This is a genomic window from Natrinema hispanicum (assembly GCF_004217335.1).
Taxonomy (GTDB): Archaea; Halobacteriota; Halobacteria; order Halobacteriales; family Natrialbaceae; genus Natrinema; species Natrinema hispanicum.
The window spans coordinates 925219-943418 of sequence record NZ_SHMP01000004.1 but is presented as its reverse complement, the minus strand read 5'-3'; the positions used below and the strand labels follow the sequence as shown (position 1 = coordinate 943418).

At 64.1% G+C, this 18200-nt stretch carries 21 protein-coding genes and 1 pseudogene; 15 read left to right on the top strand and 7 right to left on the bottom strand.

The window, feature by feature from the left end:
- Positions 1-70: 70 nt before the first annotated feature.
- On the top strand, positions 71-304 hold the full coding sequence (locus BDK88_RS11510; RefSeq protein WP_130500507.1) for a helix-turn-helix domain-containing protein: 234 nt from the start codon (positions 71-73) through the stop codon (positions 302-304).
- 108 nt (positions 305-412) lie between these two features.
- On the opposite strand, the gene glnA is transcribed toward BDK88_RS11510, so the two are convergent.
- Complete coding sequence (gene glnA / locus BDK88_RS11505; protein ID WP_130500506.1) at positions 413-1768, bottom strand: type I glutamate--ammonia ligase; 1356 nt, start codon at positions 1766-1768, stop codon at positions 413-415.
- A 244-nt stretch (positions 1769-2012) separates the two neighbouring features.
- Positions 2013-2366 carry a hypothetical protein gene (locus BDK88_RS11500; RefSeq protein WP_130500505.1) on the bottom strand — a complete coding sequence of 118 codons (354 nt, stop codon included), beginning with the start codon at positions 2364-2366 and terminating at the stop codon, positions 2013-2015.
- Positions 2367-2569: 203 nt separating this feature from the next.
- Between BDK88_RS11500 and BDK88_RS11495 the strand changes: the two genes are divergently transcribed.
- Positions 2570-2920 (top strand): thioredoxin family protein, encoded by a 351-nt coding sequence (locus tag BDK88_RS11495; RefSeq protein WP_130500504.1) that lies wholly within the window; start codon positions 2570-2572, stop codon positions 2918-2920.
- A gap of 188 nt (positions 2921-3108) precedes the next feature.
- Here the strand turns inward: BDK88_RS11495 and BDK88_RS11490 are convergent, their stop codons facing one another.
- The 3 genes from BDK88_RS11490 to BDK88_RS11480 all read right to left on the bottom strand — a co-directional run bounded on the left by BDK88_RS11490 (position 3109) and on the right by BDK88_RS11480 (position 5184).
- Positions 3109-3435 (bottom strand): hypothetical protein, encoded by a 327-nt coding sequence (locus BDK88_RS11490; RefSeq protein ID WP_130500503.1) that lies wholly within the window; start codon positions 3433-3435, stop codon positions 3109-3111.
- Positions 3436-3646: 211 nt separating this feature from the next.
- Positions 3647-3883 (bottom strand): hypothetical protein, encoded by a 237-nt coding sequence (locus tag BDK88_RS11485; RefSeq protein ID WP_130500502.1) that lies wholly within the window; start codon positions 3881-3883, stop codon positions 3647-3649.
- 374 nt (positions 3884-4257) lie between these two features.
- Positions 4258-5184, bottom strand: coding sequence for a PGF-CTERM sorting domain-containing protein (locus BDK88_RS11480; RefSeq protein ID WP_130500501.1), 927 nt, complete (start codon positions 5182-5184; stop codon positions 4258-4260).
- A gap of 322 nt (positions 5185-5506) precedes the next feature.
- Here BDK88_RS11480 and BDK88_RS11475 point away from each other — a divergent pair, with 322 nt between their 5' ends.
- The 11 genes from BDK88_RS11475 to BDK88_RS11425 all read left to right on the top strand — a co-directional run bounded on the left by BDK88_RS11475 (position 5507) and on the right by BDK88_RS11425 (position 13849).
- Positions 5507-5893 carry a DUF5789 family protein gene (locus BDK88_RS11475; protein WP_130500500.1) on the top strand — a complete coding sequence of 129 codons (387 nt, stop codon included), beginning with the start codon at positions 5507-5509 and terminating at the stop codon, positions 5891-5893.
- Between the two features lie 106 nt (positions 5894-5999).
- Positions 6000-6611 carry a translation initiation factor IF-2 subunit beta gene (locus tag BDK88_RS11470; protein ID WP_130500499.1) on the top strand — a complete coding sequence of 204 codons (612 nt, stop codon included), beginning with the start codon at positions 6000-6002 and terminating at the stop codon, positions 6609-6611.
- Between the two features lie 121 nt (positions 6612-6732).
- Positions 6733-7365 (top strand): HAD family hydrolase, encoded by a 633-nt coding sequence (locus BDK88_RS11465; RefSeq protein ID WP_130500498.1) that lies wholly within the window; start codon positions 6733-6735, stop codon positions 7363-7365.
- Positions 7366-7405: 40 nt separating this feature from the next.
- Positions 7406-8374 (top strand): adenosylcobinamide-phosphate synthase CbiB, encoded by a 969-nt coding sequence (gene cbiB / locus BDK88_RS11460; protein ID WP_130500635.1) that lies wholly within the window; start codon positions 7406-7408, stop codon positions 8372-8374.
- A 1-nt stretch (position 8375) separates the two neighbouring features.
- Positions 8376-9134: an adenosylcobinamide-GDP ribazoletransferase gene (gene cobS, locus BDK88_RS11455; RefSeq protein WP_130500497.1), complete on the top strand. Its 759-nt coding sequence runs from the start codon at positions 8376-8378 to the stop codon at positions 9132-9134.
- The gene (locus BDK88_RS11450; RefSeq protein WP_130500634.1) at positions 9134-9718 is read left to right on the top strand and encodes an NTP transferase domain-containing protein; all 585 of its coding nucleotides are present in this window, start codon (positions 9134-9136) and stop codon (positions 9716-9718) included. Before cobS ends, BDK88_RS11450 begins: the two co-directional genes overlap by 1 nt.
- Positions 9719-10741, top strand: coding sequence for a nicotinate mononucleotide-dependent phosphoribosyltransferase CobT (gene cobT, locus BDK88_RS11445; RefSeq protein WP_130500496.1), 1023 nt, complete (start codon positions 9719-9721; stop codon positions 10739-10741). It abuts the gene before it with no gap.
- Positions 10731-11795 carry a pyridoxal phosphate-dependent aminotransferase gene (locus BDK88_RS11440; protein ID WP_130500495.1) on the top strand — a complete coding sequence of 355 codons (1065 nt, stop codon included), beginning with the start codon at positions 10731-10733 and terminating at the stop codon, positions 11793-11795. The genes cobT and BDK88_RS11440 overlap by 11 nt, the downstream gene beginning before the upstream one ends.
- A complete protein-coding gene (locus BDK88_RS11435) occupies positions 11788-12582 on the top strand; it encodes an adenosylcobinamide amidohydrolase (protein ID WP_130500494.1) in 795 nt (264 codons plus the stop codon). The genes BDK88_RS11440 and BDK88_RS11435 overlap by 8 nt, the downstream gene beginning before the upstream one ends.
- Before the next feature lie 26 nt (positions 12583-12608).
- Positions 12609-13031: a hypothetical protein gene (locus BDK88_RS11430; protein WP_130500493.1), complete on the top strand. Its 423-nt coding sequence runs from the start codon at positions 12609-12611 to the stop codon at positions 13029-13031.
- 56 nt (positions 13032-13087) lie between these two features.
- A complete protein-coding gene (locus tag BDK88_RS11425) occupies positions 13088-13849 on the top strand; it encodes a fumarylacetoacetate hydrolase family protein (protein ID WP_130500492.1) in 762 nt (253 codons plus the stop codon).
- Positions 13850-13973: 124 nt separating this feature from the next.
- Here the strand turns inward: BDK88_RS11425 and BDK88_RS11420 are convergent.
- Both BDK88_RS11420 and BDK88_RS11415 read right to left on the bottom strand, forming a co-directional pair.
- A pseudogene (locus tag BDK88_RS11420) lies at positions 13974-14823 on the bottom strand (arsenite methyltransferase).
- Positions 14816-15028, bottom strand: coding sequence for an ArsR/SmtB family transcription factor (locus BDK88_RS11415; RefSeq protein WP_242611669.1), 213 nt, complete (start codon positions 15026-15028; stop codon positions 14816-14818). Before BDK88_RS11415 ends, BDK88_RS11420 begins: the two are co-directional and overlap by 8 nt.
- A gap of 429 nt (positions 15029-15457) precedes the next feature.
- Between BDK88_RS11415 and BDK88_RS11410 the strand changes: the two genes are divergently transcribed.
- Both BDK88_RS11410 and BDK88_RS11405 read left to right on the top strand, forming a co-directional pair.
- Positions 15458-15970, top strand: a complete 513-nt coding sequence (locus tag BDK88_RS11410) for a YkgJ family cysteine cluster protein (RefSeq protein ID WP_130500491.1) — start codon at positions 15458-15460, stop codon at positions 15968-15970.
- A gap of 120 nt (positions 15971-16090) precedes the next feature.
- Positions 16091-18172 carry a hypothetical protein gene (locus tag BDK88_RS11405; protein ID WP_130500490.1) on the top strand — a complete coding sequence of 694 codons (2082 nt, stop codon included), beginning with the start codon at positions 16091-16093 and terminating at the stop codon, positions 18170-18172.
- Positions 18173-18200: the final 28 nt, after the last annotated feature.

Sequence of the window (18200 nt, the reverse complement as noted above, 5' to 3'; positions counted from 1 at the left end):
GTCATAATATTCACTAGTACCCCAACTACGTGCAAATTTATATACAAGAACGTGGCCCGTTCTGTCGACAATGACGTCACAAACGCACCGTCCTGCGACGCAGATCGGTCCCGTTCCGGACGACCTCGAGTCAGCCCGCGCGAAACTCGTGTATATCTATCTCGAAGCTAGCGGCGGGGCAACGGCCGACGAGCTCGGCGCGTTCCTCTCGATGAAACAGATCAACATCCTGAGTGTGCTCAACTCACTGTCGAATAACGGCTACGTCGAGCAGTCGGGATCGGAGTACGTCGTCGCGAACTGATCGTCGAGACGTGGCGTGGGAGACGCGGGGGTCGTCGCTCGTTCTGTCGTGTGATCACCACTCGTCGGAAGCCGTGTCGCCGCTCGACGCGCAGAAACGCGGGCGGTCTCAGAAGGTCTCGAGGTAGCGGTCGAGTTCCCACTGGGAGACGTCGATGAGGTACTCCTCGAACTCCTGGCGTTTGGCCTCGACGAACTTGGAGGCGACGTGATCGCCGAGTGCGCTGTAGATTACCTCGTCTTCCTCTAAGGCGTCGACGGCGTCGCCGAGATTCGACGGCAGCGTGTCGATCCCGTACTCCTCGCGTTTCTGTTCGTCGAAGTCGTAGATGTTCTCGCGAACCGGGTCGGGACACTCGAGGTTCTGCTCGATGCCGTCGAGACCGGCGTGGATCATGACCGCGAGCGCGAGGTAGGGGTTACACGATGGGTCGGGCGAACGCAGTTCGACACGTGAGGCGGCGGGAACGCGGGCCGCAGGCTTGCGGATCAGCGCCGAGCGGTTGCGGTCGGACCAGGCGACGTAGACCGGTGCCTCGTAGCCGGGCACCAGCCGCTTGTAGCTGTTGACGGTGGGGTTTGCGACCGCCGTGATCGCTGGCGCGTGCTCTAAGATGCCAGCGATGAAGGCGTGGGCGGTCTCCGAGAGGTCGAACTCGTCGTCGTCGTCGTGGAAGGCGTTCTCGCCGTCTTCGGTGAACAGCGAAAGGTGGGTGTGCATCCCCGAACCGTTGATTTTCGGGATCGGTTTGGGCATGAACGTCGCGTGCTGGTCGTGCTGGGCGGCGATCGCACGGACAACGGTGCGGAAGGTGCCGACGTTGTCGGCCGTCGTCAGGGCGTCCTCGTACTCGAAGTTGATCTCGTGTTGGCCTTCGGCGACCTCGTGGTGGCTGGCCTCGACCTCGAAGCCCATCTCCTCGAGCCCATAAATAATGTCGCGGCGGACGTCCGAGGCGAGATCCTTGGGTGCGAGATCGAAGTAGCCACCGTAGTCGCCGGTTTTCGTCGTTGCACGGCCCTCTTCGTCTTCCTCGAAGAGGAAGAACTCCGGTTCAGGCGCAGCGTTGACCGTATAGCCCAGCTCGTCGGCACGCTCTAAGGCGTTTTTGAGGACACGACGCGGGTCCCCCTCGAACGGCTCGCCCGTCGAGGTGTCGATGACGTCACAGATCATCCGGGCCGATGCGCCGTCCTCGTGGTTTTGCCACGGGAGGATCGCAAAGGTGTCGGGATCGGGCTTGAGCCGCATGTCCGACTCCTGAATGCGAACAAACCCCTCGATCGAGGAGCCGTCGAAGTAGATCCCCTCGGTAAACGCCTTCTCGGTCTGTCGAGCCGGCACGGAGACGTTCTTGACGGTTCCGAGAATGTCGGTAAACTGCAATCGGAGGAAGTCGATGTCTTTCTCCTCGATCTCGTCTAGTACGCTCGTTTCCGCAGCAGTTAGGTTTCCGTTCGTCATCTTTTGCTCGAGTCAAACAACGGAACCTACTATTAAAGCTCTGCTGTTGTGGGCGAATATACGCAAATAGCTGGAAAAGTAGTCATACGTAGTGTATACTATGGTGATGGTTGAGGTATAGTTGATACTGGCTGAAAGCGATCGAGAAAACTGGATAAACGTGTAGCGTTCGATCGACAGGACGATTCATTTGGCACTCGTTTTCGTTCGCGGCCGCGGTTCGATCACCGGGTTCAGGTCTCGGTCACTGAATTACGGAGTGGGGCTGTGAGCCGGCGGCTGCAAACTCGGTCAGTGCCGTCAGGTTCGAGAGACTGGCAGTGATCGATGCCCGCCAAACCGTTGCTGACGCACGGAGTGTGCGTTGCCACGCTACGAACGGTCCCGACAACGCGTGGTGTGATACGGTCTCGTTCGACCGTGGGCGCTTGGCGAGCGTGGTCTCACATTCGGGGCAGACGTACGCGAGAGACTGCCTTCGTGGGCGCAACTGCCAGTCGCCGTCGATGGTACTCGTGTGATCACACTCCCAGCAGAACAGCGTTGCTTTCCGCTGGGTCGGCGTCCCGTCATCCTGGCCAGTTGCGGATCGGATCATCGAACGCGAATACAGGACCCACGCATAAAGATACAGCCGTTCAGCAGTTTACGTAACCATATATTTCAGTGAATATTCGCTCTGATACCGTCAATCGATTCGAAACATGAATTGTGTTACTGTATGCCGATTAGCAGACGGAATTCGGTTCGACACCAACGCACGGCGTCACAGGTTTCCGTGATGGGGCGCTACGTATCTCTATGACCTCGCCCAACAAGCCACGTCAACTCGAGCCCGGCGACGAACTCGACGAGTTCGTCGCGACACACGACGTTGCACTCGTCGAATTTTACACCAGCGGGTGTGCGATGTGTCAGGCAATGGAACCGGTACTGGGGAACGTCGCCCGTGCGACGGACATCGCGATCGGGATGATCAACCCCCGCGACGACGCCGACCTCGTCGGCCGCTTCAATGTCCAGTCGGTGCCGCTGTTGGTCTTGTTCGAGGACGGGACGGAAACCGCGCGACTGGCAGACGGATTCCAGGGCGGCGACGCCGTCACTGAGTTTCTGGCAACGAACGTCCCGGACGCTGTCGACGCGAGCTGACGTCACCGCTTGGTCGGACATCCCGATCACCCGGGTTCGTCTGAGCCACCCGACGCTGGCACAACATCGAGCGAAGCCGCTCCACGTCGGATCGATCGGCCTTGCGGCCTCGCTGGCCGGTGAGCGACCGGGCGCGTCTCAGTCCATCACGCGGGTGCGTGTAAACGAACTACTGTTCGTATCGGTCCTCACTCGTCTGGTTCGAGTTCGCTCGGGTCGAGTTCACCGTCGAGATACTGTTCGCCTCGTTCGGACACCTCGTAGACGCCGGTCATGGGATTGTTCAGGAGACCGTACTTGGTCAACTCTCGACACCGGTAGGCACCGAAGTTGCCCGGACAGAGTCCCGCCTCGTCGAGCTGGGAGGGTTCGAAGGCGTCTTCGGACTGCAGGAACTCGAGGATCGGTTTGTCTGCAGGATCCATCCACTCGGCGTCCGTTTCCTGTTCCGCTTCGTCTTCGGATTCGGTCTCGGCTGCCGGTTCATCCGACGTATCGGTCGTAGACTCGTCCATAGAGACCCAATCGATCTCCTCGGAGGAATGTGTTTCTGAAACAGCCGCGAGCAGCACACGGGAACCACCGCGACGGCGATCACAACTGACGGTCACTGCCGCCGCTCGTATAGCAGCCCGTCGATCGACGGTACGATCCCTCGAGAGGAGCCACTGAACAGCACTGCACATCAGATCGTCCAGCCCTCGTGCGATCGGTATGTCACTCGTTTCAGCTGTGACTATCGGCGTCCTCGAGAAGACCGAGTTCGGTGGCGACGAGATCTGCGATTTGATCGGCGATATCGGGATCGACCTCGGCGACGTCGTCGCCGTCGTGGAGTTGCTCGTTATGTCGCTCGACCGCGTCGGCTACGTCTGCAAGCGGGATACGGGAGGTCGTCTCGCAGGCAGGGCAGACGATCGGGACGCGCGGGCCGTCCTCGTCGGCTTCGTTCGTGTTCGCCATTTGCTGGGAGTCTCGCGCCGACCGTCAAAATCTAATTGATTCGACGCTCGCGTGTCGACCGCGGTGTCGAGCTGTGACTCTTCAGACCAGCCATAACCCTGTCATTACAAACATATGTTCGAAGCAACCTATTCCCGGCCGTTTTCATCGCTCTCCGCCGATTTCGGCCAGCAGTATTATAGTGATACAATCGAATTATCAGTCAGACGGGGGTACGACAGTCTGTTGGTGGGATATCCTACCTGATCCGGTCGCCCCGTCACCACATGCGAGGAGCTCCATGGTTCCTGGCTACATCTGTAGCCATTCCCTGTCTTTCCCGACACCACGCTAGCGAGCCGTCACAGCGTCTCGAGTCAGTTGGCCGTTCGGCGTTAGCTGCGATAGCGTGCGAAGACGGCAACTGACAGTGCGACGAGGGCCGTGAGCACGCCGAATCCGGGCATCATATCGTCTGCACTGGCTGATTCATCGTCGTCATCAGTCGTCTGTGAGTCGGTCGGGTCGGTCGCGTTCGACTCGGTTGGGTCAAACCGCTCGTCGGCCGGTGCGTCGAGTTGGAGGACGACGACGACCTGCGCGTGGGTCGCGTTCTCGGCCGCGTTGTAGGTCCACCCACCGCCCGCTTCATCGTACGGTTCTGCAGCGTCGATCGGATCGATGTCCGTCTCCCAGCCGTCTCCCTTTGGAACCTGCTGGATGTAGCCGACGACATCGATCCGGTCGGCGTACTCGCCGCTGATCTGGGCTTGACCGTACGTGAGCGTCGCGTCTTCGGCGTTTCCGTGGAACTCGAGACAGTGAGAGTCCATGTAGCCGTCACCCTGTGCGACGTCCGGACTCGTCCCGAACTGGTCGCCGTCGAGCGGGAACTCGTAGTGGTCGTTCATCGGGAACTCGACGGTCATCGGGTCGGCCTCGGAGTGCCACGTCGTTGCGCCACCGGTCGGGATCGTCACCGTCGTGTTCGGTACAGACTCACCGATGACTGGATCGCCGTTCTCGTTGAGCAATGTGACACAGATCTTTCCGGAGCCCTCACCGAGATACGGCTCTCGATACTCGTCGCGCGGGTTCTCGTAGCTGACCCAGCTCCCGTCGTCGGCCGCCGCCTCGAAGTACGGATCACCCCGCTCCGGCGCGGGTTGACGGTACGCTTCCTCCGACACTGTTTCGTTCCCGTCAGGCTGGGCACTAACAGCTCCGGTCGCAGCGAGCCCGACGATGACGGCCAGCCCGACACTGAGTGCGAGCAGCCGTCGGCCAGTGGATATCGCTCGAGGCTGATCACGTCCCGCCATGGTCACGCCTCATCTCCGGCGATGCCTGCTGTGAAGTCGATCACATACCTGTTCGACCGCCGTGACTGTCTTGATGGGACACCAATCATCGGACTGACGTACCGGATAGTATACCCTATATATGAGTTGCCTATACCGAGGGTAAGCGGGGTCTACGTGGAGTAGACACCGTCTAAACGACTGTTTCAGAACCGTCAGTGTTCGATACGGACGCTGTCACGACACCGGCTGCTGCGGGTTCACGCGACGGATCGAGCACGTGTGCTGGACCTACGCAAGCGCCGGCCGACCGCTTTTCCGAGCGGTCACGATACCACCACCGATGAGCAACGAACACCCGGATCGCGACCGCGTTCAGGATCGTGCCGAACAGCGCCAAGCCGACCGGGCCGACCACACCGAATCGATCTTCGCGAACGTCGAACGCGACCTCGGCAACCTCGAGTATCCGGTCACCAGCGAGGAACTCGCCACGGAGTATGCCACCGAGCCGATCGACATCCCAAACGAGACGGAGTCGCTGGGCAGCGTCTTCGATCGGCTGGCTGGAGAACAGTACGACTCACCCGCGGCGGTTCGCGAAGCCGCCTATGGCGAACTCACCGGCGAAGCCGGCAGCCCTAACGAGGCAAACCTCGAGCGCGACCTCGGCGAACTGGACGACGAGAACGCAGCCTCGGGCAGCGAGCGTGGGGACGGAGCGGACTAGTCCCGGCGGGCCATCGGCCCGGTCTCTACGGTGTGAGTGATCGTCGTTCTCAAAGACTGATCGTGATAGCAGAACGGATTTACGTCCCCGTCACCACCTCTCGTGTATGGATTACGAATCGAGTCTCGACCGTGCGATGGAGGACGTCCCCGATATCGGGGGCGACGAAGAGCGACTCCAGATCCCCGATCCGGAGACACAGAAAGACGGCGCGTTCACGCGCGTAACGAACTTAGACGAGATCGCCGACGTCCTCTCGCGGGAGACCGAACACCTCCATCGGTTCATCCAGCGCGAACTGGGGACCAGTGGCAAACTCGACAACGGTCGCGGTCGATACAACGGCACGTTCTCACAGCAGGATTTCGACGCGGCGATCGACGCCTACGTCGACGAGTACGTCCTCTGTTCGGAGTGTGGCCTGCCGGACACCCGCCTCGTGCGCGAAGATCGGACGCCGATGCTGCGCTGTGACGCCTGTGGGGCGTTCCGCCCGGTCACCAAACGGTCGACCAGCAGCCAGCAGCAACAACAGCAGGATGCTGTCGAGGAGGGCAAGACCTACACGGTTGAAATCACTGGCACCGGCCGGAAGGGCGACGGTGTCGCCGAGAAGGGCAACTACACGATCTTCGTCCCCGGTGCCGAGGAGGGCGACGTCGTCGACATCTACATCAAGAACATTTCGGGCAACCTGGCGTTCGCCCGCCTCGACTAAGGCGAACTGCGCTGCCGAGTGAGCGGCGGATCGACCGCGCTTCGAATCGTTCTCGCCGACACTGTCGCGCCGTCGCACGCGGATCGCGAAATTAAAGTCAACTTGTCCTAGTCACACTACCGTGGGAGTATCGTTCGACCTCTTCGGGACGCTCGTGACCGCCGATCGACCGGCCGACCCGGCCGCAGCCGTCGCAACGGAACTCGAGAAACGCGACGTCGCGGTCCCTGACGACTGGGCCGACGCCTACGCCGAAGCCCACGTCGACGCACCGGACGGCGCGGAAGTGCCGCTGCCCGCACACGTCTCGCGTGCGCTCGCGAGCCGCGGTGTCGACTACGATCACAATGCGGCGAGACGCGCAGTCGTCGCCGCGTTCGACCCGACCGTCGAGACCAGACCGGGCGCGCTCGATGCGGTCGACGCCGCTCGAGAGCACGGGCCGGTCGCGATCTGTTCGAACTGTAGCGTCCCCGAACTGGTCGGCCGGACGCTCGTCCGCTCGGACTTCGCGCGCGACGACTTCGATGCGATCGTCACGAGCGTCGGCTGTGGCTGGCGCAAGCCTGCCCCGGAAATTTTCGAATTGACGGCCGAGGAACTCGGCGTCGCTCCAGCCGACTTGATCCACGTCGGTGACGATCCCCAGGCAGACGGCGGGATCGAAGGCGTTGGGGGAACGGCGCTGTTACTCGCGGAGTACTCGCTCGCGGACGTGCCAGCGCGGCTGGCAGCGCTTGCAACGCAGTCATGAGGCCGCGATCGTCGCTCGCCGACAGCTTGGAGGTGACGACGTGGCAGTGACGGCGCTTGCGGTCATCGGGCTGGCGGTCAGCCTCGATCTGCTGGTTGGCGAGCCGCCGACCCCTGCCCATCCGGTGGCGTGGTTCGGCCGACTCGTCGGCGCGCTCGACCGGGACTGGAGCGTGACCGAGCGTGGCCAGCGACTGGCCGGCGTCGGCATCGCCGCGCTCGCCCCGCTCGTCCCCGCCGCTGTCGCCGGTGGGGCCGTTCTCGCCGCGACGGCAGTTCACCCGCTGGCCGGCGGCGTCGTCGCCGCCATCGTCCTCTTTCTGACGATCAGCATCCGCTCGCTGCTCGAGCTCACCGGGACTGTCGTCGCGGCCACCGACGGCGATCTCGCGGACGCTCGAACACAGGTCCGGGGACTGGTCGGCCGGGACGCATCGACGCTCTCGGCCGGCGAACTTCGGAGCGCTGCCGTCGAAAGCGCCGCCGAGAACCTCGCCGACGGGCTGGTTGCGACGGTACTCCCGTTTGCCGTCCTCGCGCCGGTCTCGCTGCCAGCCGCCGCAGCGGCCGCCGCGTGGGTCAAAGGCGTCAACACGCTTGACTCGATGCTCGGCTACCCATCAAAGCCTGTCGGCACCGCGAGCGCGCGTCTGGACGATCTGGTGATGTTCCTCCCTGCCCGAGTCTCGGCGATCGCGATCGCCATCGCCGCGGCCGATCCGCTTGCGCTCGCCCGTGCTCGAGCGTGGGCACAGGTGCCGCCGTCGCCCAACTCCGGCTGGCCGATGGCGACGCTCGCCTGTGCGCTGGCGATCCGCCTCGAGAAGCCGGGCGTCTACACGCTCAATCCCGACGCCGCCCTACCGACGCTGGCCGACGGCGAGCGAGGCGTCTCGCTCGTCGGGCGGGCGGCCGGCGTCTCGATCGTCATCGCTGCCGGCTTCGTCGTGTTCGTGTCGACGGGGCTGGGACTCGAGTCGAGTCCGCTCGCGGAGGTGTTTCTGACGTAGTATGATCGGCCGTTGGCTCGGGGCCGTCCGCGGGGCACTTGGCTTTCTCACACGGCTTCCGGTCGGCTTCCGAGACGGTGACTGGGAGGCGTTCCGGACGACGCCGGCGGCGTTCCCGATCGCTGGCCTCATTTCGGGCGTGCTGGCGGCGGTTCCGCTGCTTGCGACGGAGACGCTTACAGCGCCGACAATCGCGCTTGGCTACCTGCTCGCGGTGTACGCTGTGATAGGAATCCATCATCTCGACGGCGTCGCGGATCTGGGTGATGCGCTGGTCGTCCACGGTGGTCAGGAGCGCCGCCGTGAGGTGCTCAAAGACACCACGACCGGCGTCGGCGCACTGCTGTCGGTGTCGATCACCGTTGCTGCGCTGGCGCTTGGCGGTCTCGGACTGGCGGGACTCCCTGTCCGCGCGGCGATTGCCATCGCGGTCGGTGCCGAAGTCGGGACCAAACTCGGGATGGCCGCGCTGGCCTGTTTCGGTACCGCAGTCACCGAGGGCATGGGTAAGCAGTTCACCGACGGAGCCACCGCCAGGTCGTTCCTCGCGCCCGTAGCGATTGCCCTCGCGACGATTGCTGTCCCGCAGCCACCGCTTGGTGCGGTCGCCCTCTGTGGGGCCGTCGCTGGCGTTGGCCTCCCCTGGTACTGGGCGAACCGCAACCTCGGGGGGATCAACGGCGACATCTTCGGCGCGGCAAACGAGATCGGCCGCATCGCCGGGATCCATCTGGGGGTGATCGCATGGACGCTCTCGTGATGTGTGGCGGGAAAGGCACGCGCCTCGAGAGCGCCCACGAAAAACCCCTCCATCCGATCGCCGGGACGCCGATGATCGATCGCGTCCTCTCGGGCCTTGTGGCCAGTCAACTCGAGACGATTTATGCCGCCGTCTCGCCGAACGCACCAGAGACGCAGGCCCACCTCGAGGCAACCGACGGCGTGACGACGATCGAGACGGCCGGCGAGGGCTACGTGGCCGATTTGATGACCCTTCTCGAGCGACCTGATCTCTCACCGCCGCTTCTCACCGTCGCCGCGGATCTGCCGTTGCTCGAGGCCCCCGTTATCGATCGCGTGCTCGCGGCCCACGGCGACAGCGACGCCTCGCGGACCGTCTGTGTCCCCGTCGCGCTCAAGCGCCGACTCGGCGTTAGCATCGACACGCGACTCGAGTCAGCCGACCACCTCGCGCCGACCGGGGTCAACGTCGTCGGCACCGCATCCGATTCCACATCCATGATCGACGTACACTACGACTCGCGACTTGCAGTGAACGTGAACCGGCTCGAAGACGCGCAGGTTGCAGCCGATCGGCTGTCCCGGTCGGCGGAGGGCCGCTAGATGCGGATCCTCCTCGCCGCTGGAACAACCGAGACGGCACTAATCGACGGCATCAGTGCCGCCGGGGCCGCCCCCGAGCTGATGGCGCATACGCCCTCGGCGGACGTCGAAATCCTCAGCTACGGCGAACCGACCGCAGCGCCGGTGACGCCAGTGAGTCCGACCGGCTGTCCGACGCCTGCGGCCGTGACCCGCGCGGTTCGGGAGGTCGTCGGCTTCGACCTGTCCGTGATCGATGCGGGACTTGCCAAGTCGACGGCCGCGCCGACGGTCGACCTCGGCGTTCAGCCCGGCGTCGACATCCGTGAGTCGGCAGCCGTCCCCGACGCGAACGCCACGTTCGACCGCGCCCACGACTACGGCGCGAGCCTGCCGGACGACGAGATCATGATCGGCGAGACGGTCCCCGGCGGGACGACCACCGCACTTGGCGTCCTCACCGCGCTCGGCGAACCGGCCGGCGTCTCCTCGTCGCTGCCCGAGAACCCGATCGAGCGCAAGCGCCAGGTCGTCGACGAGGCGCTGGCCGAAAGCAACCTCGAGGCCGGCGACTGCGACGGCGACCCGCTCGAGGCCATCGAAGCCGTCGGCGACCCCGTCCAGCCGACGGTAACAGGCATCGCTGCTGGTGCGCTCGAGAGCGGCACCGACGTGACGCTGGCCGGTGGCACCCAGATGGTCGCCGTCGCGGCCCTCTTGCGCCATGCTGGAATCGACGCTCCGGTGTCGATCGCGACCACCTCGTTCGTCGCCGACGAGCAGGGCGACCGCCTCACCGAGACCTGCGACCGCCTCGACTGTGAGCTTACCATCACCGACCCCGGCTTCGACGAGGGCGACCACGTCGCCATGGAGCGCTACTGCGCCGGCGAAGCCAAGGAGGGCGTCGGGATGGGCGGTGCGCTCTCGCTGGTGCCCGACAGCCGGATGAACGAGGTCAGAGATCGACTCGAGACGGTCTGTGACCGGCTCGGAATCGAAAACGACGGCGGTGCTCCCTCGGAGGAACCCAGTGGATCCTGAGGCGATCCGAACCGGCTCGCGGGTGCCCCACGGCGGCGAGACAGACCGAGACGTGCTGGATTTCTCGGCGAACACCAACCCTCGGACGCCAGACGGGGTCGCGGACGTGTATACGGCCGCACTCGAGGAGTCACGGCGCTATCCGGACGACGAGTACCCCGAGTACCGGGCGGCGGCAGCGTCGTTCGTCGGCTGCGAGCCCGAGCAGGTGATCCCGACGCCCGGTGGACTCGCCGCGATCCGGCTGGCGATGGAGCAGGCCCTCGAGTCCGGCGACGAGGCACTGGTGCCCTACCCGAGTTTCGGCGAGTACGCCCGTGAAATCCGGTTGCAGGGGGCGACGCCGCGATTCGTTCGCTACGATGAACTACACGAACTCGGGCCCTCAGTGCTCGAGCCGTGTGCGCTGGCGGTGGTCTGTACACCGAACAACCCGACCGGTGACGCCACCGCGCCGGACGCACTCGAGACGCTCGTCGATCGGTGTGGGGCTGCCGACACGACGCTGCTGGTCGACGAGGCGTTTCTCGGCTTCACCGATCGACCGTCCGCGGCCGAACTGGACCGTGACCACGTCATCGTCGCCCGTTCGCTGACCAAGCTGTTCGGCCTGCCGGGACTCCGTGCCGGCTTTGCCGTTGCACGCGGCGAGCGGCGGGAAGCGCTTGCAACTGCCCGCCGCGCGTGGTCGCTTGGCACGCCGGCCGCTCGCGTCGGTGCACACTGTCTCCGACAGGACGAGTTCGTCTGCGAGACCCGCGAGCGCGTCGCAAACGAGCGCGAGCGGCTGTGCGCGGCGCTCGAGCAACGATTCGATGTCCACGACTCGGACGCACCCTATCTCCTCTGTGACGTCGGCGAGCGTGACGTGGCGACGGTGATCGGCGACGCCCGAGCGGCCGGCGTGGCGATCCGGGATGCGACGACGTTCCGCGCGCTCGACTCGCATATCCGCGTCGCGATCAAGGATCGACCGGCGAACGACAGACTGCTGGGCGCGCTGGGCGTGGGTAACGCTGACAACGGGACAGTCGGGCCCCACGACGATGACTGACGCCGAGTCAGCCTACCGCGCGATCCGACGGGACGGCATCCTGCAGGTCAGTCGTCCGGACACCGAGTGGCTCTCGACCGGCTGGAACGGTGGTCGCTGTACGGCTGACTGCGTGTACAACGTCTCGGTCCCCGATAAGTGGGAGCGAACCGATCTCGGTGCGTACGTCGACGAACGCCTCGAGCGTGCGGGATTCGAACCGACAGCCGCGGACGCAACCGGGCCGGCACTGCTGACTGGCGTCGATATCGACGATGCTCGCGGTGCGCGCTGTGGCCCCGTGACGGCCTACGCGACTGCCGGGGTGTCGAACCCTGCTGCGTTGCCCATGGAGCCCGGGGCCGACACTGATTCGGATGAGACTGTGGATGACACCGTCGAGACAGAACTCGAGCCCGGCCGCGGCACGGTCAATATCATCGTCGGAACGACGCGCGCGCTCGCACCCGGCGCGCTGGCGAACCTGATCGCAGTCGTCGCGGAGGCGAAAGCGACGACACTGCTGGCCGAAACCGGCTTTCCGGGGACGACCACGGACGCGATCGTCGTCGGCCACGATCCGTCCGGCCCGCCCGCTGACTTTTCGGGCAGCGGGACCGAGGTCGGCGCGGCGACACGTGCCTGCGTCCGGGACGCGCTTCGGGACGCGCTGTGTGTCCATTACACGGACAACGACGTTACCTGTCCTGAATCGGTTTCGGACGCAGTCTACGGCGTGTCGACCGATACTCGAGCCGAGGTCTTCAGCCCACCAGCCGCGGACGAAGCCATCGAACCGGAGTCTTAACCCGTCCACCCACCTACTCCTTTCCGATGGCAGGAGACGACGATCCGACAGCGATCCGCTCGCTTGCGCTGTCGCCAGCAGACGCCGCCGATGCCTACGTCTACAGTCAGGAAAATCCCGGCGAGGCCGTCCTCCGAGCGACGCCGCCGTTTCACGGCCGGATGCGCGCCCGGATTCACGTCTATCACGTCGACGACACCGAACTGACCGGCGCAGTCCACGTCTCGCCCGCTGAACTCATTGCAGACGACGTCATCGCCGACTATCCCGACCTCGAGTCCGCACTCGCCAACGCGGACGCCGACCCGGACACGGCCGACGAGATCCGCGAGCGCCACGCCGAGGCCGTCGCGGAGTGGCAACAGCGCGCCCGCGAGTCGATCGTCGACAGCGTCACGCTCGAGACTCCCGACGGTCCCCACCGCGTCGCGGTCAAGACGCTCGGGTAGGCTCGAGCCAAAACCAAACCGGTATCACTAATTCTCCGGACTCGAGAGCGCCGATAATGAAACTCGCGCGGATCGCGACGGACGATGGACCGGTCGCTGGACGATACGAGGACGGCGTCGTACACACGGACGACGGCGTCTACGAGGTCGGAACGGACGCGGATTTCCTCCCGCCCTGTGAGCCCTCGGCGCTATACTGCGTCGGACGAAACTTCGCGGCCACGATCGACCAGATGGAGTACGAACGGCCCGACGAACCCGACTTCTTCATCAAGCCGCCGGCATCACTCGTCGGCCACGAGGATCCGATTCCCTATCCGTCGTTCAGCGACGAAGTGACCTATGCCGGCGAACTCGCGGCCGTCATCGACGAACCCTGTCGGAATCTTTCCGAAGACGAGGTCCCGGAAGTCGTCCGCGGCTACACGATCATGAACGACATGGACGCGCTCGATCAGGGCGAGCGCACGCCACGGAAGGCCTTCGACGCCTCCGGCCCGCTTGGCCCGTGGATCGAAACCGCCGTCGATCCGACCGGGATCGACATGTACACCGACGTCGCCGGCGAGCGCCGTCAGGAGGCCAACACCGAGCTCATGCTGTTTGACCCCTACGAGATCATCGCGCACCTCTCGCAGCGCGTCACCTTCCGCCCCGGCGACGTGGTTTCGTTCGGCAGTCCCGCCAACCCCGGCCTCGTCGAACCCGGTGACTCCGTCGAGATTACCTACGAGGGCGTCGGCACGCTCCGGAATACCGTCGTGGACTCGAGCGAGCGCGAACGGTTGGCGCTCGAGGGTGAGACGGTTCGGTCGTAGCGTCTCGATCAGACGACAGGTGAGTACGCTCTGGCTTATTTGCTATTCGCTGTGGATACTACCTGCCCGCTCGTTCGCTTCGCATCGCCTTGTGGGAACCGCTTCTACGACCCGGCCCACGAGCTCAGCGGCTTGGTTTCTTTCCTTCGATGGTCGCAGAGACGATGTAGTCACTGACATCCCGCTTGTCGTCCCAGTCGCGGATGAACGCCTCACTCTCCTCTTTGGGGTCGATTGAGATTGCAGTGAATCCCACGTCGTCCAGTATCGATTCGAGCTCGGGGATCGGTGACGCGCCTGCAACACACCCGGCCACGGAAGACGGAATCCTGCTGTATCGCTTCCGGGAACTGTGTGGTTTGCACGACGTCAGAGATAGCGAGCCGTCCCCCTGGTCGAAGCACACGAAGCGCTTCGCTGAACACCTGTGACTTGTCCGGCGAGAGATTCACGACACAGTTCGACAGAATCACGTCGACGGATTCGTCAGCGACGGGAAGGTGTTCGATCTCACCGAGCCGAAACTCCACGTTCGTCGCGTCGTTCTTTGTGACGTTCTCGCGGGCCGTCTCGACCATCTCCGGCGTCATATCGACCCCGATAACTCGACCGTCCGAACCGACTTCTCGAGCGGCGAGGAAACAATCGAACCCCGCTCCGGAACCGAGATCGAGAACGGTCGCTCCGTCTTCGAGACTCGCAATCGCGGTCGGGTTGCCACAGCCGAGGCCCAAATTGGCACCGGATTCGACGGCATCGAGTTCCTCGTCGGCGTAGCCGAGCAAGCGTGACTGATCATCATACGCCGCTCTGTCAGAGCTGCGATCGCTACAGCAGGCGCTCGCTCCCGTATCGCCACAACAGGACGATGAACTGGTGGCGATCTCGCCGTATCGGTCTCGCACGATACGCCGCTGTTCTGCTGCGCTCAGCTCGTCGGTGTCGACGTCCGTCGACGATGTCTCGTTAGTCATTGGTAATTGTTCTCGTTTCATCGAGTACATCTAGCAGTCGTTCGGCGCGTGCTGTCGCACTGTAGTATCGCCATCGCCCGTCCTTGCGCCGCGTGACGAGTCCTGCGGCATACAACCGTGAGAGGGCCTGACTGACCGCTCCCTGACTGACACCAAGGGGGGGCTCCAATTCACAGCCGCAGGCACCGTCATCAGCCGCCGCGATAAGCCGAAGTGCCTCGTATCTGGTCTCGTTCCCAATCAGCAGCGAGCGTCTGGATGTCAGCCGTCAGTTCCTGCTCGGACAGGGAGTGGCCAGCGTCACCACAGCAGGACGGCTGTTGAGGCGAAGACTGAGTCGAGTCATCGTTCGATTTCTGTTCCGCCATTTTAGCAACTGCTAATATTAGCTCGAACTAATATACCTGTTGCGGTCACGCACTGTCACATCGATTGCGTGCCCGTCTCGAGCGTGGCCACGAGATCGGCTACTCTCGGCTGTGAATCCATACTCGCGATCCCCGTTGGTTCGTGCTGAGCGATCCGCTGGAGAGCAGGGTGAGCGTAGAGTTTCGTTCGATAACGGGTTGGTTGGGAGCGCAACCCAAACCGGCGGGTAGAAAGGCACTTGACGCCGACCACCCACCCACGACACGTGAGCGCTGACGCCCCGCGACGCGTCGAAGTCTACCCCGGCCGCGAGGCCGTCGTCGAGTTCGACCCTGATCTCACCTTCGAGTGTGTCGACGACTGCACGTGGTGTTGTCACCACGGCGTGTTGCTGTACGACCGAGACCTCCTCGAGCTAGCCCAGCGAGCCAACCTCGCCGAGACCACGACGGAGTTCCGCGGCGAGAAGTTCGTCACCCGCGAGGGCAAAGACCGCGACGACCACGTCGCCGAGGACGGCTGTGCCTGTGCCTTTCTCCGCGAGGACGGCCTCTGTACACTCCATCTCGAGGAAGACTGGAAACCGACCCGGTGTTCAGTCTTTCCGCTCGGCGTCTGGCTCGAGGACGGCGACCTCCACGTCGACATTCGGGAGTCGGCCCACGACCACTGTGAGGGCTTGAACGTCAGCGAGCGGCGGGTTATCGACAATCTCGAGGCGTTCTTGCCCGAACTGCTCTGGGACCTCGAGAACCCCGATTCGGACCGCGAACTGTGAGTTTTGTGAACGGTCAGTACAGAAGGTTCTTGAGAAAATAGCACCACGCAGCGGTATGGCTGGCACAGGTATTGTCGTGCGTACATCGACCGCTGGGCCTCGGAGAGGGCGTGATCCCTCGTGACCGACGACCTCGAGTTCGGCGTAGATCGCCGGACTGTCCTTGGCACACTCGCCGGCATCGGTGGGTCCGCGCTGGCTGGCTGTTCGGCGTTCGAACGTGAGACTGACGGCCAGACGAGTCGACTGGACGGTGACGTTGCTCGAGAACTGGCGATGGAGTTCGCCCCGACGCTGTACTTCGACGCGAACGAGCCGTGGTTTCCGACGGACCCACGGCCCTACACCAGCGAACGCGACGGCGAGACCGTCGTCACCGGGTTCGATGCTCTCGACGGGTACCACGAGCGATACAGCGACGGAGAGCCACCGAAGCCGACGGTGTTCTACAACGCCGTCGAGTACGAGCAGTCGCCACTCGCTGTGGTCCAGTTCTGGTTCTACTCGGTGTTCGACCAGTTCACGACCAACTTCCACTGGCACGACTGGGAAGTGTTGCACGTCTTCGTCGACACGGAGACCAGTAAGCCACAGCTGTACGTCGCTAGTTCACACTCCCGGTCGGTGCCGAACAACGAGTTCCTGGATCCGGACCCGGAACTGGTGCCGCGTATCCTCTCGGAACTCGGCTCGCACTCGAGTGCGCTCTCGGTCAACGACGTTCCCGACGGCTTCCAGCGGGTCGCCATCGAGGATCTGCTGGCGGATATCACGAACACGGCGCTCGAGGGTATCGAGGACCTCGCAGACCTCGAGATCCCGCTTGCGTACGGGCTGCCGCGAGACGAGGGGTCACGGCTCCCTTACCTCGTCCCGGAGTACGAGGGCGTCCCGATCTACGACCACGAACGCTTGCCGTCTGTCACCCGCGAGTCGCTGATCGACGACGATCTGACGGTCCGGTCGTACGACGCGTTGACGTCGCCGCCGACGGGCCTGCCGACGCGCGAGACGGGACTCGTCTTCCGGCACCGCGAGCGCGAGGCCGATGCAGACGTCGAGTACGATCTCGTGCCGAGCAGCGAGCTCGAACAGATCGCGGCCTTCACCGGGCCGCAGTTGAGCTTCGAGTTCACGGTCCCCGACGTGGTCGAGGACGCCGTTGCTGGTCACATCACGACGACTGGTGTACCGTGGAGCCAGCCTCGATATGGCAACCCGGCGGCCGACATCTCCGTTCCCAACCACCGGACGGCACTGGCCGACCGCTACGACGCGATCGGCGAGGCGGCCCCGATACATAGCGTGATCGCTCGCGTTACGGAGGCAGTCACAACTGACGACGCGCCGGAGAACGAGGGACTGACCACGACGGAGACGACGGTCGAGTCAGTCGTCCTGCTGGAGAGCGATCCCGAGGCCGTCCCGACGTTCGGTGGCGTCGCGGTCGTCCAGGACGTTCCGGCCGGCGAGCACCGACTGACGGTCAACAGTGCGGGCCGCGCGCCACACAGCGAACACATCGCCGTTGCAGACGACGGCACACCGACCGCGGCCGGCGTCGGCGGCGAGATTCCGCTGGTCGCCCGCGATCGCGCGACGAAACTCGAGATCGGCGGCGAAAAGGCTGCGACCGATCTCTCGGCGGTCGCGCTCGAAGACGATTTCGCTGGGCGGCTGTACGAGTCGCCAGTAGACGGGACCGACGCTGTCTACGTCCACGCAGGCGGAGCGTACACGACCGAGGTTCGGGACAGCCAAGACGCCATCGGTGCGTACCGGGTCAACCCGAACCCCGGGGACGAGTCGACGGTCCGCATCGAGCGCCCCGAGACTGGCAAAGCATCGCTTGCGACGTTCGTGGCCGATATCGCCGACGAGACGCGCGCAGAGATTGCAGCGCTGAACGATGACGACGATACTGACCGCGGCGGCGGGTCGTCGAACGCCGTCAACGGACTCGAGCGCGCCCTCGCAGCGGTCGTTGAGGCCGCAAGAAGGTCTGCCGAGCGGGCACGCAACGGCGAGCGAGGCAATGCTGACAAGCAGCTTACCACCGTTGCTGAGCGGCTCTTACGGGTGGAGAACCGTCTCACCGAGGCGAGCGATGATCTGCCAGCGTCGCTCTCGAACGCGACGCAAAACAGACTCGAGCAGGCCGATCGGCGCACGGAGCAAGCCCAGAACATCGAAAAACTGTGAACGTCCACTCGATGTGTGTCATGATACC

Excerpts from the sequence above, each read along its gene's own strand:
- BDK88_RS11510 (WP_130500507.1), top strand. The coding sequence starts at position 71 with ATGACGTCACAAACGCACCGTCCTGCGACGCAGATCGGTCCCGTTCCG.
- cobT (WP_130500496.1), top strand. The coding sequence starts at position 9,719 with ATGCGGATCCTCCTCGCCGCTGGAACAACCGAGACGGCACTAATCGAC.
- glnA (WP_130500506.1), bottom strand. The coding sequence starts at position 1,768 with ATGACGAACGGAAACCTAACTGCTGCGGAAACGAGCGTACTAGACGAG.
- BDK88_RS11495 (WP_130500504.1), top strand. The coding sequence starts at position 2,570 with ATGACCTCGCCCAACAAGCCACGTCAACTCGAGCCCGGCGACGAACTC.
- cobS (WP_130500497.1), top strand. The coding sequence starts at position 8,376 with ATGATCGGCCGTTGGCTCGGGGCCGTCCGCGGGGCACTTGGCTTTCTC.
- BDK88_RS11425 (WP_130500492.1), top strand. The coding sequence starts at position 13,088 with ATGAAACTCGCGCGGATCGCGACGGACGATGGACCGGTCGCTGGACGA.
- BDK88_RS11475 (WP_130500500.1), top strand. The coding sequence starts at position 5,507 with ATGAGCAACGAACACCCGGATCGCGACCGCGTTCAGGATCGTGCCGAA.
- BDK88_RS11480 (WP_130500501.1), bottom strand. The coding sequence starts at position 5,184 with ATGGCGGGACGTGATCAGCCTCGAGCGATATCCACTGGCCGACGGCTG.
- BDK88_RS11435 (WP_130500494.1), top strand. The coding sequence starts at position 11,788 with ATGACTGACGCCGAGTCAGCCTACCGCGCGATCCGACGGGACGGCATC.
- BDK88_RS11430 (WP_130500493.1), top strand. The coding sequence starts at position 12,609 with ATGGCAGGAGACGACGATCCGACAGCGATCCGCTCGCTTGCGCTGTCG.
- BDK88_RS11490 (WP_130500503.1), bottom strand. The coding sequence starts at position 3,435 with ATGGACGAGTCTACGACCGATACGTCGGATGAACCGGCAGCCGAGACC.
- BDK88_RS11500 (WP_130500505.1), bottom strand. The coding sequence starts at position 2,366 with ATGATCCGATCCGCAACTGGCCAGGATGACGGGACGCCGACCCAGCGG.
- BDK88_RS11485 (WP_130500502.1), bottom strand. The coding sequence starts at position 3,883 with ATGGCGAACACGAACGAAGCCGACGAGGACGGCCCGCGCGTCCCGATC.
- BDK88_RS11470 (WP_130500499.1), top strand. The coding sequence starts at position 6,000 with ATGGATTACGAATCGAGTCTCGACCGTGCGATGGAGGACGTCCCCGAT.
- BDK88_RS11450 (WP_130500634.1), top strand. The coding sequence starts at position 9,134 with ATGTGTGGCGGGAAAGGCACGCGCCTCGAGAGCGCCCACGAAAAACCC.